15 protein-coding genes are annotated in these 16735 nt (G+C 55.6%); 11 read left to right on the top strand and 4 right to left on the bottom strand.

What is annotated here, in order from left to right; genetic code table 11:
• Nucleotides 1–2 precede the first annotated feature (2 nt).
• Nucleotides 3–1208 (bottom strand): cell division protein FtsZ, encoded by a 1206-nt coding sequence (gene ftsZ / locus SYN7336_RS18535; protein WP_017327433.1) that lies wholly within the window; start codon nt 1206–1208, stop codon nt 3–5.
• A gap of 813 nt (nt 1209–2021) precedes the next feature.
• Between ftsZ and rpaB the strand changes: the two genes are divergently transcribed.
• On the top strand, nt 2022–2753 hold the full coding sequence (gene rpaB / locus SYN7336_RS18520; protein WP_026101133.1) for a response regulator transcription factor RpaB: 732 nt from the start codon (nt 2022–2024) through the stop codon (nt 2751–2753).
• Nucleotides 2754–2912: 159 nt separating this feature from the next.
• Here rpaB and SYN7336_RS18515 read toward each other — a convergent pair whose 3' ends face one another.
• Nucleotides 2913–3545 (bottom strand): response regulator transcription factor, encoded by a 633-nt coding sequence (locus SYN7336_RS18515; protein ID WP_017327429.1) that lies wholly within the window; start codon nt 3543–3545, stop codon nt 2913–2915.
• 723 nt (nt 3546–4268) lie between these two features.
• On the opposite strand from SYN7336_RS18515, the gene SYN7336_RS26685 reads away from it, so the two are divergent.
• Complete coding sequence (locus SYN7336_RS26685; protein WP_017327428.1) at nt 4269–5843, top strand: helicase C-terminal domain-containing protein; 1575 nt, start codon at nt 4269–4271, stop codon at nt 5841–5843.
• Nucleotides 5844–5859: 16 nt separating this feature from the next.
• Here SYN7336_RS26685 and SYN7336_RS26680 read toward each other — a convergent pair whose 3' ends face one another.
• Both SYN7336_RS26680 and SYN7336_RS18500 read right to left on the bottom strand, forming a co-directional pair.
• Nucleotides 5860–7125, bottom strand: a complete 1266-nt coding sequence (locus SYN7336_RS26680; RefSeq protein WP_017327427.1) for a serine hydrolase — start codon at nt 7123–7125, stop codon at nt 5860–5862.
• Nucleotides 7126–7268: 143 nt separating this feature from the next.
• Complete coding sequence (locus SYN7336_RS18500) at nt 7269–8096, bottom strand: RNA methyltransferase (RefSeq protein WP_017327426.1); 828 nt, start codon at nt 8094–8096, stop codon at nt 7269–7271.
• 73 nt (nt 8097–8169) lie between these two features.
• Here SYN7336_RS18500 and SYN7336_RS18495 point away from each other — a divergent pair, with 73 nt between their 5' ends.
• The 9 genes from SYN7336_RS18495 to SYN7336_RS28265 all read left to right on the top strand — a co-directional run bounded on the left by SYN7336_RS18495 (nt 8170) and on the right by SYN7336_RS28265 (nt 16734).
• On the top strand, nt 8170–8733 hold the full coding sequence (locus tag SYN7336_RS18495; RefSeq protein ID WP_017327425.1) for a hypothetical protein: 564 nt from the start codon (nt 8170–8172) through the stop codon (nt 8731–8733).
• 49 nt (nt 8734–8782) lie between these two features.
• On the top strand, nt 8783–9811 hold the full coding sequence (locus SYN7336_RS18490; RefSeq protein WP_017327424.1) for a DUF4351 domain-containing protein: 1029 nt from the start codon (nt 8783–8785) through the stop codon (nt 9809–9811).
• A gap of 133 nt (nt 9812–9944) precedes the next feature.
• On the top strand, nt 9945–10547 hold the full coding sequence (rdgB, locus tag SYN7336_RS18485; protein WP_017327423.1) for an RdgB/HAM1 family non-canonical purine NTP pyrophosphatase: 603 nt from the start codon (nt 9945–9947) through the stop codon (nt 10545–10547).
• A 49-nt stretch (nt 10548–10596) separates the two neighbouring features.
• Complete coding sequence (gene folD, locus SYN7336_RS18480; protein WP_051039842.1) at nt 10597–11520, top strand: bifunctional methylenetetrahydrofolate dehydrogenase/methenyltetrahydrofolate cyclohydrolase FolD; 924 nt, start codon at nt 10597–10599, stop codon at nt 11518–11520.
• Nucleotides 11521–11682: 162 nt separating this feature from the next.
• Nucleotides 11683–12606 carry a geranylgeranyl diphosphate synthase CrtE gene (gene crtE / locus SYN7336_RS18475; RefSeq protein ID WP_227498538.1) on the top strand — a complete coding sequence of 308 codons (924 nt, stop codon included), beginning with the start codon at nt 11683–11685 and terminating at the stop codon, nt 12604–12606.
• 4 nt (nt 12607–12610) lie between these two features.
• Nucleotides 12611–13066 carry a divergent PAP2 family protein gene (locus SYN7336_RS18470; RefSeq protein ID WP_017327420.1) on the top strand — a complete coding sequence of 152 codons (456 nt, stop codon included), beginning with the start codon at nt 12611–12613 and terminating at the stop codon, nt 13064–13066.
• Between the two features lie 465 nt (nt 13067–13531).
• Complete coding sequence (locus SYN7336_RS18465) at nt 13532–13894, top strand: response regulator transcription factor (RefSeq protein WP_017327419.1); 363 nt, start codon at nt 13532–13534, stop codon at nt 13892–13894.
• 6 nt (nt 13895–13900) lie between these two features.
• Nucleotides 13901–14428: a chemotaxis protein CheW gene (locus SYN7336_RS26675; RefSeq protein WP_017327418.1), complete on the top strand. Its 528-nt coding sequence runs from the start codon at nt 13901–13903 to the stop codon at nt 14426–14428.
• A gap of 86 nt (nt 14429–14514) precedes the next feature.
• Nucleotides 14515–16734, top strand: coding sequence for a methyl-accepting chemotaxis protein (locus SYN7336_RS28265; RefSeq protein WP_017327417.1), 2220 nt, complete (start codon nt 14515–14517; stop codon nt 16732–16734).
• Nucleotide 16735 lies beyond the last annotated feature (1 nt).

Raw genomic sequence — 16735 nt, 5'->3', positions numbered from 1 at the left:
GCCTAGCGACCGCGACGCTTGCGTAGGAACTCGGGAATGTCCAGCGTGCGATCTTCACTGGGAGCCTCGGCCTCGCGAGCCGCTGGACCGGCTGGCGGAACAGCCTGCTCTGCCACCCTGCTCTCCACCGCCGCGATAAATTGATTGGCAGGCAATCCGTGAAAACCCGTTGCAATCACCGTGATGCGGATTTCCCCCTGCATCTTCTCGTCAATGACTGCGCCAAAGATGATGTTGGCCTCTTCGTCCACTGCTTCAGCGATAATTTCGGAAGCCGCCGTTACCTCGTGTAAGGTCAAATCTTCGCCCCCCGTCACATTCAGGAGCACTCCCTTCGCACCATCAATGGAAGATTCCAACAATGGCGAAGAAATCGCCGTCATGGCAGCCTCTCGCGCCCGCGACTTGCCAGAACCCATACCAATTCCCATCAGCGCCGAGCCTGCATCGGCCATGACGCTGCGGACGTCGGCAAAGTCAACATTGACCAAGCCGGGAATTGTAATGATATCGGAAATGCCTTGTACCCCTTGGCGCAAGACGTCGTCTGCCACCCGAAATGCTTCCTGAACGGGGGTCTGCTCTGAAATCACCGAGAGCAATTTGTCATTTGGGATCACGATCAGCGTATCGACGCAAGTTTGCAGCGCCACAATCCCCTCGTTAGATTGCTTGGTGCGCCGACGCCCTTCGAACGTAAACGGGCGCGTCACCACACCCACGGTCAAAGCCCCCGTTTCTTTAGCGATTTGGGCCACGATCGGGGCTGCCCCCGTGCCGGTCCCCCCTCCCATACCGGCGGCAATAAAAACCAGATCGGCTCCTTCTAGAGCTGCTTGAATCTCGTCGTGGGACTCTTCCGCTGCTTTTTGACCCACCGCAGGATTGCCCCCAGCCCCCAGTCCGCGCGTCAGCTTTTGGCCGATTTGCAAGCGTTGCATCGATTGGGATTGAACCAATGCCTGGGCGTCAGTATTGATCGTCCAAAACTCCACGCCATTGAGCGAGCTCGCCACCATGCGATTCACGGCATTGCCACCGCCACCGCCAACTCCGACAACTTTTATCTTTGCTGCACTACCAGGCACGATTTCATCCAATTGGACGGACACTTGCGATTGAGAACCATTCCAAGCGTAGCCGTTAACCCGCTCGACATCGCCTAAAATTGGGTTGTCAGATTCACTTGAGGCTGTGTTTTCATGCATCGTACCTTCACCTGGAAGATCGAACTCAGGACAATTAGACGTCATTATGCGCGAAACTAGGATTTTTACCACTCAATATTTAATAATTTAATTGATTTGGGTCTCAATATCACCCGATCGAAACGCAAAAAGGCTGAAAGTGAACGGTCGGCAAACGGTTGCGGCCTACGATCGCCGCCAATAAATGAGCTTGGTTTTCCGTCTCGATACAATAGCGATTCTGGTCGATCTACTCGAGTTCGAGGGGCGATCGCCAAGCAAATTCGAGGCAGTATTGAGGGCAAAATTGGTCTGGAAGTGAAGAGTTCTATCGCTCGCGGTCGCCACTGACCGCCCGCGCCATCGAGGATAAGATTTCACCAGAGTTTTGCAATTTTGGATACGAGGTCTGGTAATTTGGCGGGGAGGACTGACGCTCGCTGCAAAGTAATCAGCTGCAAGAGGAGCGCAAAAAGTAAGGCTCTCGAGCTCGAACTTGAGGTAAAAATACTCATTCAATCTCTGTTTGAGGAGCCCAATGTTGCAAATTTTAGTAACACTCTGCGATCGATTCTTGCAAAAGGCGGGCTAGACGTGAAACAATAATTAAAAATTTTAAGATAAGTGCCAATTTACTTAATTATGGATACAGACGAAAAAGTCGACCCCGAGATCGCCTCAGAATGCCTCTTGCCTGGGATTGCGCCCGGTTTATCGCTCGTTCGGTTCGTGGGGGGTAGCCGCGAGCTCGCGGAGAGATGGGATGGCGCTGCCTGTTGAGTTTAGTGAATTCGATGCGCACTTTTACTGTTTCGCTAGCGGAGAGGTTGAACGTTGGAAATTCAAAGAAAAGAACGAATCTTGGTGGTGGATGACGAAGCTAGCATTCGCCGTATCTTAGAAACTCGTCTGTCGATGATTGGTTACGATGTCGTGACGGCCTCGGATGGAGAAGAGGCGTTAGATGTGTTTCACACGCAAGACCCCGATCTGGTGGTCCTGGATGTGATGATGCCCAAGCTGGATGGCTACGGCGTTTGTCAGGAACTGCGCAAGGAGTCGGACATTCCCATCATTATGCTGACGGCTTTGGGAGATGTGGCCGATCGCATTACTGGTTTGGAGTTGGGGGCTGATGACTATGTCGTCAAGCCGTTTTCTCCCAAGGAATTAGAAGCTCGCATTCGGTCGGTGTTGCGCCGCGTGGAGAAATCCAACTCTGCAGGCATTCCCAGTTCTGGAGTCATTCACGTCAACGCGCTGCGCATCGATACCAACAAGCGGCAGGTCTATAAGGGGGACGAGCGCATTCGCCTGACGGGGATGGAGTTTAGCTTGTTAGAGCTGTTGGTGGGGCGATCGGGCGAGCCGTTTTCCCGTTCGGAAATTTTGCAGGAGGTCTGGGGCTATACCCCCGAGCGTCATGTAGATACTCGCGTAGTAGACGTTCACATTTCCCGCTTGCGAGCCAAATTAGAGGACGACCCCAGCAATCCCGAGTTGATCTTGACTGCCCGAGGAACCGGTTATCTGTTTCAGCGCATCGTTAAAGACGACGAAGAGTAAGTGGCTGTAAGCTCCGCGCGCCTTCGACTTCTGATTTCCCTTTCCGCTTGCTAAAGAAACCCTTACCCCTGGCGTATTGGCTTTGATGTAGATCGTTGTGTGTTGTGAAATGTGGACCCGTAGAAAGAAGCGGGCGGGATGAGAGCTGTAAGGGAAAGGCTAGCGCTTGCCAATGCTGCCTTCCATCGCCCAGCGAGCCAGTTCGGTACGGTTGTGGAGTCCCGTCTTGCTCAGCATATTGCTGACGTGGCTTTCCACAGTTCGCTGGCTGACGCTGAGGGTGGCGGCAATTTCGCGGTTGGACATGCCTTTCGCAACGAGCTGAATGACTCGAGTTTCGGTCGGGGTTAACTCGACTTCGCGATCGAGGGTGAGGGTGGGTTGCAACATGCCCCCTTGCATCTGCAACAATCGCTCGGTGTGCTTGAGGGAAGATTCCACCTGAGCCACGAGCTCTTCGGGTTCGAAGGGTTTGACCATGTAGACATCAGCTCCAGTGGTCAAGCCGCGCACGCGATCCGAGCTTTGCCCTTTGGCCGACAGAAACATGACCGGAATCCAACTAGTATCGGAATTTTCACGGATGCGCTCGACAAAGCTGTAGCCATCCATCTCCGGCATCATCACATCACAGATAATCAAATCCGGTTGAAAATCTTCCATAGCTTCGAGTGCTTCATAACCGTTACCAGCGGTTTTCACGTCATAGCCACGAAATTCCAAATAATCTTTAACCAACAAAATTAAGTTGGGATCGTCATCAACAAGCAACAGCTTTTTCTGGATTTCCACGCTTACCTACCATTCACTACCGTAAAAGCACTCGGTGTTTTTACTGAATTTTGACTGAGTCAACGAACCTTGGGCGAAGGGAGCCTAAAATGCACGCAAGCTAGCTACAAAATCGCCGTTAAGCAAAGATCGATGCTAGCGATCGCCCAGATGTCATCAGTAACGAGCTCAAACGTAAAACTCGACTGTTACTGAACGCTGACATCCCGATGTGAAAGACGATTCCCCATTGAAATGTAGTTCTAGGGGGAAATTGATGGGCCACAGAGGGCTGTCTTTTACATTGTTGGGAGAATCAATTCGTGCTGCACTTAATTTACTCTATTTCTATACTCTGTGCATGCCGATGTGTCCCCTGCTTTCTCTTTGCAACGTCGGGGCGATTCAATTCTTAATGTCCCCGTCGCAAGCCAATCGTCGCAATCCAATAGTTACCCTTATCGGTAGTTACCCTTATCGGTAGTTACCCTTATAGGCCGAGCGCCTGTTCCCACCTCCAGCGGGCTCGGGATCAATTGACAAGCTCTCGATTGTTACTGGAAAAACTCATGGGTGTCAGCAGGAGGGCGGCGATCGCCAGGCTGCCCGAAGGAGTCTGATAGAGTGAAAACACCTTGCCTGAACTGGATGGCAGGCGATTGGGGTACCCCTAAAGTGAAGGCCACTCCTAAGCTAGCGCGATTGAAGTCTAATGCGCGATTGCAGTCTAAAGAAGTCTAAAGCGTGATTGAAGTCGAAGTCCACCAACATTTGCGCCGATTGTTGCGCCAGCGGCGATCGCCGACGGGTTCCGTCCCGCCGGATTGGCCCCATCAATTGACGATGGCTCGATTGGTGGCAAGAGGATTGCGGCTGCAGCGGCATGCGCTGATTCAGGTGCCGACTGGGGATGCCTATCGCCTGAGCTATCTATTACCGGCTTTGATGTGGCCCGGTGCTACCCTCATCTGTGCGCCGACAAAGGTGCAGGCACAGTTGATCTACGATGGGGTGCCGCAGCTACAGTCGGCTTTAGACTTACGCAAGCCAGTCTTGCAGGGGGACCGGTTCCCAGCGGGGTTTGAAGGGGTTTTGCTCGTAGAACCGCAGGTGTGGTTGCACGATCGCCTCTGGCCGGTAGAAGGCTCCGACGCTTGCTTTCCCCGCCACATTCCAGTCATTGTCGATCGCGCTGAAAGCTTAGAGGATTGGGCGCAGCAAGCCCTGACGGTGACACTGGCAGCAGACGATTGGCACCATTTGGAGATTGCCCTACCCCACTGGTCGGAGCGGTTGCGAGCGATTCGCATGGAACTACTCGCTCGGCTATGCCGCCGTCCCCCCGTTCAGTTTTTGCTGCATGGGGACGAACGGGTGCTGTTGGCTGAAGCGATCGAGTTAGCGGGAACGCTAGAGCCTGTCTTGCCGCTCCCCTGGGCTCGCCTGCAGCAGCAGTGGCAGCAGCCAGATTGGGTGCTGTGGGCAGAGAAACTGCCCAGTTTCGGCCAGTTTCTGATTCATCTCAGTCCGGTGCGGGTGGGGCCGATTTTGGCTCGGCAGTTGTGGCCGACGCAGTCGGTGGTAACGATTGGCGAGGCTTTGGATTTAGACAAAACTGCTTTTGCCTATCGCCAACGGCTGGGGTTGCCCGAGTTGACGGCCCTGAAGTTTTTGCCCGATCGCCGCGATCGCCCTCTATATCTCTACACTCCCACGCCGTTCCCGGCCCCCAACAATCCACAATTTCGCGATCGCCTTTTGAGTACCCTCGCACAACTGGTGGCCCGCACCAACCGAGGCCCTGTGGTGGTGCTGGTGTCCGATCGCCCCTTACACGGTCAAGTGGGTACAGCCCTCGCGGCAGAGTTTGGCTCGCGGGTGAAGGTCAATGCCCCCTACCATCCCGAGCGGGGGGTATTGGTGTGCGATTGGGACTATTGGCTGGCAAACTCGGATCGAGGGGCGGCCCCCGTCCTGATGGCGATCGCCACACTGCCGTTTCCCACGATGGAACATCCTTTGGTGGCGGGGCGGGTGAATTACCTCAAACAGTTGCGCCAAGACTGGTTCCGCAACTATTTACTGCCGATGGCAGCGTCCTACCTGCAGCGGGCGGTGGGGGTCATGCGGGGTCTAGAGGGGGTGGTGGCCATTTTAGATATTCGGGCGATCTCCCGCAGCTACGGCAAACAGCTTTTGGAAAGCCTGGCTCCTACGCTGTCAGTCTCGGAACGGGATTTAGCCGAGCACTTAGAATTATCCCGCCCGCAAACAGCGCCAGCCTCCAATTCTAGTGCCAGTGTTGAAACAACCGACTAGCAGGCCAGATTCCGAGCTAGGGCCGAGCTGCCCAGTAATTGTAGACCTCGCGGGAAACCTGCCGAATCAGCTCGCTCGCCTCTGGATCGCTATGCGATCGGGCGACGAGCACCGCGATCGCATAGCGCCGTCCGTTGGGCAAATCCACTAAGCCCACATCCCCGAGTAGGGAGCGGAGAGTGCCGGTTTTATGGGCAATGATGGCACCGGGACCGAGACCTCGAGGCAGTAAGTCGGCATTCTGGGTGCGCTGCATGATGCTCAACAGGCGATCGCGACTGCGCATCGACAGGAGGTGGCCTCGCTCGATCTCTTCTAGCAGGCGAATCAGATCGTCAGGACTGGTGGTGTTGGTGCCTTCTAGGTCGGGCAAAGGATTGGAGAGTTGCGTCTGCTGCAAGCCCCATTGTCGAAAGCGCCGGTTGAGGACGTCGCGACCGCCCAAGCGATTGACAATGAGATTCGTGGCGGTGTTATCGCTCACCTCAATCATCCAGGTGGCCGTATCCAGCACGGAATGTTGCGAGCCGGGGGGTTGGGTTTGCAAGCTGCCCGCTTCTCCCACAATGGCACTGGGCTCTAAGGTCAGCAGTTCGCCAAGGCGCACTTCCCCCCGATCGACCGCTTCTAGCAGCGCCACCAGAATGGGTAATTTAATCGTGCTGGCGGCGGCAAAGCGTTCGCTGCCGCGCACGTTAGCATAATTGCGTCCCTCCACATCCACCACGACCATCCCCAGGCGCAATTGAGGGTTGAGGGCAAGCCCTTCGATGCGAGCTTGCAACTCGCTTAAATGCTGTCCCCGTTGCAGGGGAGGGGGGAAAGGGGCCGCGAAGCGGGGTGGTGCAATCGTGGCAATGGCCATCTCTGAGGTGGTGACTTCGGGAAAACTGGCGATGTCGTTTCCCCAGCGACGAGCCACAAGTCCGCAGGAAAGCCCGATCGCCAAACTGAAGGCCAAGCCCCGCGAGGCGATCGCCTGCCAGGAGGGTGGGGTGGCGCGGCGAGCGCGAGGAGGACGTCGCTTGTTTTGATGGGTTCTTGGAGCGGGGGGCTGCAAAGGGAGGGGCTGCTGGCGATTTGAGCCCCGGACGGAGGGTGGAGAAGTTGAGCGCGATCGGGGGATGTGCCTGCGTCCGATCGCCGTGGGTGGGGGATAAGAACGGGGGGAGCGCGATTCGAGTCGAGCTTGGCGATCGGGTCGATCCATCGTTTGGGCAATACCGGCTTGCTGTCTGCGAGCGCGGCTGCGTCGAGATCGCCACGAGCGATTGTCATTCATTTCCACACCTCACCATTTTGAATCTCTGGGAGGGCCAGTACCGTATCGAGTTGGGTCGGTAGCCCCCAGAGTGTAATCCACCCTACTCGATCCCCAGAGAGTGTGCCTCTAAAGGATCGAGACTGTATTGCAGTGGCCCTCAGTTACCCCTCACCGTTCATTGTAGTGTCCTCGCCCTGGCTGGACTGTTTCGACCCCGCTCGCTGTCGATCGGCCCAGGCTAGCTGTCGCAACACCCCTCGCAGTAAGGCCACATCTTCGAGACTCAGTCCGGCGCGATCGAACAGGCGGCGAAACTTGCGCAGCTTGCGGGGTACGGTGTGGGGATAGAGAAAGCCAATTTGAAGCAATAACTGTTCTAAGTGGGCGTAAAAACCATCCAGCACTTGAGTGGGGGCTAGAGGGCGATCGCGCTGGAGAGAAGGCGGGCTCGCCCCTATCTGTAGGGCCAGTTGCCGCAGTTCGTAGGCACAAATGCCGACGGCTTGAGCGAGATTGAGGGATGCATAGAGCTCGCTGGTGGGGATACACAATTGCTGTTGGCACTGGGCTAACTCTCGGTTGTTGAGGCCGCGATCTTCGGGGCCAAACACGAGGGCAGCGGGGCAGCGATCCGGTCTCAGGAGGAGCGGCAAGCCAGCCCGAGGGGAGAACAGCTCGAATTCCATCGGTTGATTGCGACCCACCGTACCGGCCACCGCGCGGCAATCAACTAGGGCTTCTGGCAGCGAATGGACCTGTCGGGCAGCTTCCAGAACATCGGCAGCATGAACTGCCATTCGCAAGGCTTCGGGATCGTCGGTACGGCAGTGGGGAGAGACCAAGACCAGTTGGGTCAATCCCATATTCTTCATCACCCGCGCGATCGCCCCCAGATTCAGCGGTCCGGCAGGTTCCACCAAGACGATGCGGATCTCGGACAGGCGATCGCCAACCGATACCGATGGGGGGGCAGAGTCTGACTCAGCCATCGCGCGATGTCCTTTGCAGGCGTGCAAGTTTACAATACAGCAGCGTAAACATTCGTTAACTAGGCCCTGATTGATGATGCATTTCCCCGATCGCCACTTCGTCCTCTCTCCCTTGCATCGTTACTGGCGCGCTTGGGTTCTCGGGACGATATTGCTGTTGAGCCTGTGGAATGGCAGGGCGATCGCCGCCAATGCAGCCGAGTCGGCGGTCAATCTGGAGCAAGCAACTGCTCGCTTGCAGGCGATCGCAGAGGAGATGAAACAGATCCGCTTTTGCAACCGCTCCACTTGTCGGTTCCGGGAAATTGAGGTGGATGTGGCGGCGGCAGAGGATGGCAGCGCTCTGTATACCGGCAGAATTGATGCCCGTTTGGACCGTCCGTCCGCCATGTTGGATGTAGCCCACTATAATCTTGCCTTTGAGGGCGATCGATGGACTTTATTGGGGGGCGAAGAACTATCGGATGTATCGTCATTCAGCTTCGCGGGTTCTGATTATCATGTTTACAGCGCCTATAACGGTCGCAGTTTCAGTTCGAATTTAGCCAACAGCAACAGTTCCTTGAGGGTGGGGTATCGCGATTTGTTTTTCAGCGTTATGGACGGCGGCCTCGAACGGATAGCCGATCCAACTTGAACTGAGACTCACCTATTTGCGCTCCAATCCTCTTCCTCCCTTCACCGGTATGAGTTCAACCCGCCAAGATTTCGATAATCCCTGGAAAGAGATTTTAGAGGCCCATTTTGCCGAGTGCTTGGCCTTTTTCTTTCCCGAGATCCACGCCGAGATTGATTGGAGCAGAGGCTATGAATTTCTGAATACCGAACTCCGACAGATTGCCCGCGACGCAGAAGTGGGCAAGCGCTGGGCAGACAAGCTCGTCAAAGTGTGGCGCAACGATGGCCGCGAAGCCTGGGTCATCATTCACGTTGAAGTGCAAGGTCAGCCCGAGACAATTTTTACTGCACGCATGTTTACCTACAACTACCGCTTGCGGGACAAATTCAATGTCCCCATCGTCAGCGTGGCCATCTTGAGTGACGAGCAACCCAGTTGGCGACCCAATCAATTTGAGGCCGATTTGTGGGGCTGCGAGGTAAGCTTTCGGTTTCCAATGGTGAAGCTGTTAGACTACGGGCAACGCTGGGAGGAGCTGGAAGCCAGTGAGAATCCCTTTGCCACAGTCGTGATGGCCCATTTGAAAGCCCAGGCGACGCGAGGCCAGCCAGCCGAGCGCAAGGATTGGAAATGGAGTCTGACGCGGCGGCTATACGAGCGCGGTTACGAGCGTCAAGCGATCGTGAATCTGTATCGATTTATTGATTGGGTGATGCAGTTGCCTGAGGAATTGGAGCTAGAATTTCGGACAGAGTTGGAGCAATGGGAGCGGGAGGGTCACATGACTTACCTCAGCACGATGGAGCGTATGGCACTTCAGGAAGGGCTCGAACGGGGACGTGAAGAAGGACGTGAAGAAGGACGTGAAGAAGGACGTGAAGAAGGACGTGAAGAAGGACGTGAAGAAGGACTCGAACAGGGAGAACGATCGCTGATCCTGCGTCTGCTCGCGCGACGCTTTGGTGAGGTTTCTGCGCAGCGCCAAGCTCGCATAGAAGCGCTGGCACTGCCTCAATTGGAAGCACTGGGTGAAGTGCTGTTGGATTTTCAGAGTGGGGCAGATCTGGATGGTTGGTTGGATGAATGCGATGCGTGAAGGCGATCGTCTATGGGCTTGCCTCCAGATAAAACACCGCTCGGGCAAAGCATCTCTCAAGCATTGAGCGATCCGATACATTCTCGGCCTGAAAGTTCCCAATCTCTCCCGGCAGCTTCTTAGGACACACATCTTGAGCATTCCCCTGATTGTTGCCACTGGCAATCCCGGCAAACTGCGCGAATTCGAGCAATTTTTTCAGCAATTGGGCTGCCATCCTTGGCAATTGCAACTCAAACCCGCCGAACTTGACGTAGATGAAACCGGCCAGACCTTTGCCGACAATGCTCTGCTCAAGGCGCGGGGGGTGGCCACTGCCCTGGGCGAATGGGCGATCGCCGACGATTCCGGTCTAGCCGTCGATGCCCTCAATGGCGCACCGGGGGTTCACTCGGCCCGCTATGCCCCCACCACGGCAGAGCGCAACTCGAAGCTGCTGCAAGCATTGGAGGGAAGCGGCGATCGCGCCGCATGCTTTATTTGCGAAATAGTACTCTGCCGCCCGGATGGTAGCGTCGCTGCTACCGCTACCGGACGCTGTCGCGGCGAAATTGCGCCTGACCTGCAAGGCAGCGGCGGATTTGGATACGATCCGCTATTCTACGTACCGGAAGCTGGAATGACGTTTGCCCAGATGTCTCCCGAGCAAAAGCAGCGGCTGGGCCATCGCGGCAAAGCCTTGCAGCAATTGCGATCGCGCTTGCAGGATCTCGATTTCGCCACACTGCAGCAGTAGGCTAAATCCCTTCCAGTCCACCCTCTACTCTTCTGATAGCAACACCGCCATGACATCCGTTTACCCACCTGAAAATTCTGCTCGCGTGGCAGGTGGAGCCAAAATCTTAGATGGCAAAGGGCTGGCCCGCCGCCTGCAGCAACAGCTCCAACAGACTGTCGATAAACTCGCCCCCCAAGTGGGGCGTCCCCCAGGATTAGCCGTGCTGATGGCGGGGGACAATCCCGCTAGTGCCGCCTACGTCCGCAATAAAGAACTGGCCTGCGAGCGGGTCGGGATCGCATCCTTTGGCGAGCACTTCCCCGCCACGGTGTCCCAAAGGGAGTTACAGGAGACCATCGAGCGACTCAATCGCGACGATCGCGTCGATGGCATTTTGGTGCAATTGCCTCTACCTAACGGCCTCGACGATCGCGAACTACTGCTGGCGATCGATCCCGACAAAGATGCCGACGGCCTGCACCCAATCAATCTGGGCCGATTGATGAGAGGGGAACCGGGGCTGCGCAGTTGCACCCCTGCCGGAGTGATGGAGATCTTGAAAGACGCCAATGTGGACCCGAGCGGGAAACACGCAGTGGTGGTCGGTCGCAGCCTGTTGGTGGGCAAACCCATTAGTCTGATGCTGCTGGGTGCCAACGCCACCGTCACGATGGCCCACTCCCGCACCCCCGATCTGGGTGCTGTCACCTGCACCGCCGACATTCTCGTGGTGGCGGTCGGCAAGCCCGCTCTCGTCGATGGCTCGATGGTGAAACCTGGTGCGGTGGCGATCGATGTGGGCATTAACCGCCTTGCTGCTGCAGGGGATCGAGGTCGGTTGGTGGGGGATTTGGAATTTGATAGCGTGAGGGCGATCGCCAGTGCCATCACCCCCGTCCCCGGTGGTGTCGGCCCCATGACCGTCACAATGTTGCTCGAAAACACCGTGCGCAGCTACTGCCAGCGGTGCGGCATCGAGACGCGTGCCTAGAGCAAAGGGGGAGAATCGCTCCCACCCCCGAGACTAGACCAATCCCGAGCCGTGCGATAATGACAGCTTGATTGTCACTGTTGCAGGCAAAGCCGAGGTTTGCAAAACGATTGCGCCAGAAGGCTCTCGAACCTGTAGCATTGACTCTGGATTCTCAACGCCGTGGGACCACCCATTCTGAGGAGCGTGACGTTGGCTGTCGATGCCTTTAATCTGACTGAATATTTGACCGAACAGCGGGCGATCGTCGAGCGGGCACTGGAGTTATCCTTACCCGTGGCTTACCCGGAAACGCTGTACGATTCAATGCGCTACAGCCTCATGGCAGGGGGCAAGCGCTTGCGGCCAATCTTGTGTTTGGCCTCTGGCCAGTTGGTGGGGGGCAGGCTCGAACAGCTCTTGCCCACCGCTTGTGCGTTGGAAATGATTCATACCATGTCGCTGATCCACGACGATTTGCCCGCTATGGATAACGATGACTACCGACGCGGCCAACCCACCAATCACAAGATCTACGGTGACGATATTGCCATTTTGGCGGGGGATGCCCTGCTGGCCTATGCCTTCGAAGTGGTGGCCGAACGAACCGAGGACGTTACGGCCGATCGCATTCTCAATGTTGTGGGTCGCTTGGGTCGGGCGGTGGCTGCTGAAGGTCTCGTGGGGGGGCAAGTGGTGGATCTGCAATCGGAAGGTCAAGAGGTTTCGTTAGACACATTGGAATTTATCCACGCCCACAAAACGGGGGCCCTCTTAGAAGTCTCTGTTGTCTCTGGTGCCATCTTGGCGGGTGGCGACGACGATGCGATCGCCCGTCTGACTGCCTATTCCCGCGATATCGGTCTGGCCTTTCAAGTCATTGACGACATTTTGGATGTGACGGCCACCAGCGAGCAGTTGGGCAAAACTGCTGGCAAAGATATCGCTGCTGCTAAAGCCACCTACCCCAGCTTGCTGGGCTTAGAGGTCTCGCGGCGCAAAGCGGCAGACTTGATCGCCCGGGCCAAGCAAGTGTTAGAGCCCTATGGCGATCGCGCCTTGCCCCTCAAGGCGATCGCCGATTTTATCGCTAACCGAACCCACTAAGCCTATGCTGCAGGAGCTCGCGGCCAATCGACTGTTGTGGATGGCGCTCCTTTCTAGCCTGATCGCGCAGGCATTCAAGCTGCTGATCCGCTATCTCCAATCGGGAAAAATAGACTTTCACGTCTTGGTCGAAACCGGCGGCATGCCTAGCTCTCATGCGGCATTAGTGACTGCTTTAGCCTTTGGAGTGGGGTTGCAGGAAGGCTGGGACAGCGTTCTCTTCGCGGTATCTAGCGTATTTGCCTTTATTGTCATGTATGACGCTGCGGGCATTCGCCAAGCCGCCGGCAAGCAGGCTCGCGTGCTCAATCAGATGCTGGAGGAGCTGTTTGGCGAAAAGCACGAATTTAAGGAAGTGCGCCTTAAAGAACTATTGGGGCACACTCCCATCCAAGTGATTGTGGGAGCAGCTTTGGGGGGAACCTTTGCCTGTCTTTCGATGCCACTGTGGATGCCTTAATGTCGATCTCGCGCCCTTGTCAAGCCAGAGCCTGAGCCAGATCGCCCCGAAAAACCTTGCGTTTGGCTGCAGGTGACGTTGAAAGTTGTGTAGATGCACCGAGAAGATCTCGGTGAAGATGTGTTCGAGCTAAGGAGTAGCTTTCCTAACTGCCACCCGAGCTGGGTCGGATTATTTGACCAAACCCTTCACGCAGGTGGAGATCCTCAAGCTGCTGGCGAAACATTTAGACGAGAGCTAGGGCAAGCTTCTGTAGGGGGCTCCACTCTGGCGAGCGAGATTGCCTCACTGACACTCTGTTCCCCTGCACTCTGTAGGCGGTTTCTAGCTTCACTTGCCAACCTATAGCGATCCTAAATGAATTGTAAACCCCGATTCTTGTCAGCCCTGGGTTTCAGGCCAATTAGCGTTCACGACTGATTTATGACTGCTATACATGAATTTATTAGAGGAAACGATTTCAGCATGAGCACGATTTTAGTCATCGACGATATCAAATCCGAACTCGAACTGCTCGGTCACTATCTCAAACAAGAGGGCCACACTGTTGTGTGTACCTCCGATGTCCGAGAGGGAATCGACACTGCCACCAACTATGAAATCGATGCCATTGTGGCCGATGTGGTCATGCCTGGCATGAGTGGGTTCGAACTCTGCCGCCATCTCAAAGCCAGCCCCGTCACCAGTAGCGTACCGATTATTTTCTGCACCTCGAAAGATCGAGATATCGATCGCCTCTGGGCCATGAAGCAGGGGGCAGATGCCTATCTCACCAAGCCCGTCACCCAAAAACAACTGGTGCGGGCTGTCGAATCTGTGGTGAGCTAACCGGTTATGAACGCGATCGCAGCAGCAGTTCCGAACCATCGGCAGGTCGGGGACCCTCTCTACCTGCGGTTGCAATTGGATCGGCAGACGCCTTCGCTCTTACCGATGGCGAGCGTACAAGAGGTGCTGACCTTGCCGGTCGGTCGAGTCTCGGCGATGCCGAACGTACCTGCTTGTGTCCTGGGCGCGATCGTCCGCCGCAGTCGTATCTTTTGGGCCATTGACCTAGCCCACCTCCTGGGACTGCCACCGCTAGAACGACAAGCGCAGCAATACATTATTGCCCATATTCAGTCTGGCGGCGATTGCCTGGGGGCCGTTGTTCGAGGAATTCAGGGGGTACAGCGATTTCCGATCGATGCCTTGCATTCGCCGCTGAAGGGAATGGTGGACGAACACTGGGTGCCTTTCATGCGCGGCTGCATGTCGCACGAAGGCGAGATTTTGCCTGTATTCGATCCCGAGGCGATCGCCAAATCTCTAGCTCCGAACGTGCCTCGCTCTCCCAGGAACATCTCGTCTCTGCAGGCTTGACAATTGTAAATCTCGACTAGTCGGACAAAGAGTTACCCCTTATCGAATGAGGGAAATACTCCCCTATCTTTAGGTAGACACACCCTATGGTTTCTCACCGAAATCCCGAGCTGAAACCCCGCCAGCCTACTCCAATTGGCGACCTTGCCCGCAACCCATCTGAATCAGCAGGAGACCAGCCCCGCCACCCGCCAACGACAACTGGCACCCTCGGGCAGAGGAAAGCCCAAATGGCCGATTCCGCCACCCCCACTGGATCGTCGGGATCGATCGCCGATCGCTTCAGTGGCCTGACCGCCAACCTTCCCCTCATGACGGGACTGGCGATCGCCGCTGGCGTTTTGCCGCTCTCGGGATTGGGGCTTGTCGCCTATAGCTTTGCCAGCCAAGGATTGCAGGATTCCATCATCACGCAGCAACAGGCGAATGCTCTCGAAACGAGCAATCTGTTCGATACGCTGGCGGTAGATGCCATTTCGACCCGAACGAGAGCAATTTCCAACTTAGGTATTGTCCGCAACCCTGCTGTGATTGAAAATACAACCCAGGCATGGAAAGAGGCGTTGTTTCAACGATTTGTCGATCAGGGGCTCAGTAGCGTAGAAACCGTCAGCTCGAGCGAGGCGTTACCCAACGTCTCGGCAGGAGACCGCAGCTTAATCGGCGACAACTCAGTCGCTTTGATGAATGCGGCGATTGAGCGGAAGGATCTGTATATCGCGTCTAATTTTCAAAACGATGTAAGCGGCTCGAATGCGATCGCGGCAGCCATTCCTGCCGTTAACTTTGAAACCAACGAAATCACTGGTGCTGTGGTAACTCGCTTATCCCTCAGTGCCATCAATTCAGAATTTATAGAAACCACCAATTTTCTCAACTCGAACCTGTCAGGCTTTGAAGAGGCTCAATCCTATGCTATCGATCGCGATGGGCATCTATTAGCGGGCGTTGAGGAGAGTTTCCTAGGCAGCTCGATTGACTCCATCTTGAGCTGCAACAGTCAATTTTTCGATCGCGAGGGAATTTATTCCGAAGTCTGTTTAAACGCAACAGATCGCCAAAAGTATCTCGTTACCCATGTGCCTCTTCAAAGCAGCGATATGTCCGAGCCATTGGGCTGGGGGATCGTCGTTTCTCAGCCTGTAGCAGCTGCCTTTGCTCCCCAGCACAATCTACGCCTGACCTTCGGCTCGGGCATAGCCGGAGCTGGCACTCTGGTTGGGATTCTAGGAGCATTACTGGCTAAGCTCCTGTATCGCCTGCGCTGTGTGGCAGAAGAACAGCGCCAGCGGCATGAATCCATCCAACAGCAAGTTCTGTCAATCTTGCACGATATTGATGGAGCATCCCAAGGAGATCTCACCGTGCGGGCAAATGTGTCTGATGGGGCAATCGGCACAGTGGCCGACTTCTTCAACTCGATTGTGGAAAGCTTGCGGAAAATTGTTATTCAGGTGGAATCGGCAGCCGGAGAGGTCAATGCCTCGCTGGGGAATGACGAAGAGTCAGTGCGCCTGCTGACGGAAGTCGCCACTCAGCAGGTCCGAGAAACCACCCGCACCCTCGAGTCAGTCGAGACGATGACAAAGTCTATTCAAGAAGTGGAGGAAAGCGCACGACAAGCCGCCGAGGTCACTCGCACTGTGGCCGCGACAGCAGAGACTGGAGGCATTGTGATGGACCGGACCGTAAAAAGTATTGTCAGCCTGCGGAAAACGGTTGCCGAAACCGCCAAAAAAGTCAAGCGTTTGGGGGAATCTTCTCAGCAAATTTCGAAGGTGGTATCGCTGATTGACGAAATTGGCCTACAAACGAATCTTCTCGCGATTAACGCCAGTATTGAAGCCGCTCGAGCGGGTGAAGAGGGTCGAGGCTTTGCAGTGGTTGCAGAAGCAGTTGGCAAGCTGGCAGCGCAATCAGCCAACGCCACTAAAGAAATTGAGGAAATTGTGGACACCATCCAGCTAGAGACTGGCGAAGTAGTCGAGGCGATGGAAGTGGGGACCCGTCAGGTGGTGGAAGGGACACAATTGGTGGAAGAGACCAAGCAGAGCTTGGAGATATTGTTCGAAGCCTCCGGCCAAATTGACAAACTGGTGCAGTCAATTTCTGCTGCTACAGTTTCCCAGACACAAACCTCCCACCAGGTGTCCGAGTTGATGCACGAAATCGCTCGCATTTCCGATCTCGCTTCCCGCTCTTCCCGAGAGGTGTCTGAATCGCTGCAAAAAACGTTGAAGGTTGCCGACGAACTGCAGGCGTCAGTCAGGACTTTTAAGTTGGATGCTGAATCCAGTCAAGGGTAAG

The organism is Synechococcus sp. PCC 7336 (assembly GCF_000332275.1).
In the GTDB taxonomy this organism is placed as follows: Bacteria; Cyanobacteriota; Cyanobacteriia; order Thermostichales; family PCC-7336; genus PCC-7336.
Note: the sequence above shows the minus strand (reverse complement) of the source record. Positions and strands in the feature narration are given on the sequence as shown.

Bases quoted from the DNA above. Each gene is read 5' to 3' on its own strand.
- SYN7336_RS26675 (WP_017327418.1), top strand. From the start codon at position 13,901: ATGAACGCGATCGCAGCAGCAGTTCCGAACCATCGGCAGGTCGGGGAC.
- SYN7336_RS28265 (WP_017327417.1), top strand. From the start codon at position 14,515: ATGGTTTCTCACCGAAATCCCGAGCTGAAACCCCGCCAGCCTACTCCA.
- SYN7336_RS18470 (WP_017327420.1), top strand. From the start codon at position 12,611: ATGCTGCAGGAGCTCGCGGCCAATCGACTGTTGTGGATGGCGCTCCTT.
- SYN7336_RS26680 (WP_017327427.1), bottom strand. From the start codon at position 7,125: ATGAATGACAATCGCTCGTGGCGATCTCGACGCAGCCGCGCTCGCAGA.
- SYN7336_RS18495 (WP_017327425.1), top strand. From the start codon at position 8,170: ATGATGCATTTCCCCGATCGCCACTTCGTCCTCTCTCCCTTGCATCGT.
- SYN7336_RS18490 (WP_017327424.1), top strand. From the start codon at position 8,783: ATGAGTTCAACCCGCCAAGATTTCGATAATCCCTGGAAAGAGATTTTA.
- SYN7336_RS18465 (WP_017327419.1), top strand. From the start codon at position 13,532: ATGAGCACGATTTTAGTCATCGACGATATCAAATCCGAACTCGAACTG.
- SYN7336_RS18500 (WP_017327426.1), bottom strand. From the start codon at position 8,096: ATGGCTGAGTCAGACTCTGCCCCCCCATCGGTATCGGTTGGCGATCGC.
- folD (WP_051039842.1), top strand. From the start codon at position 10,597: ATGACATCCGTTTACCCACCTGAAAATTCTGCTCGCGTGGCAGGTGGA.
- ftsZ (WP_017327433.1), bottom strand. From the start codon at position 1,208: ATGCATGAAAACACAGCCTCAAGTGAATCTGACAACCCAATTTTAGGC.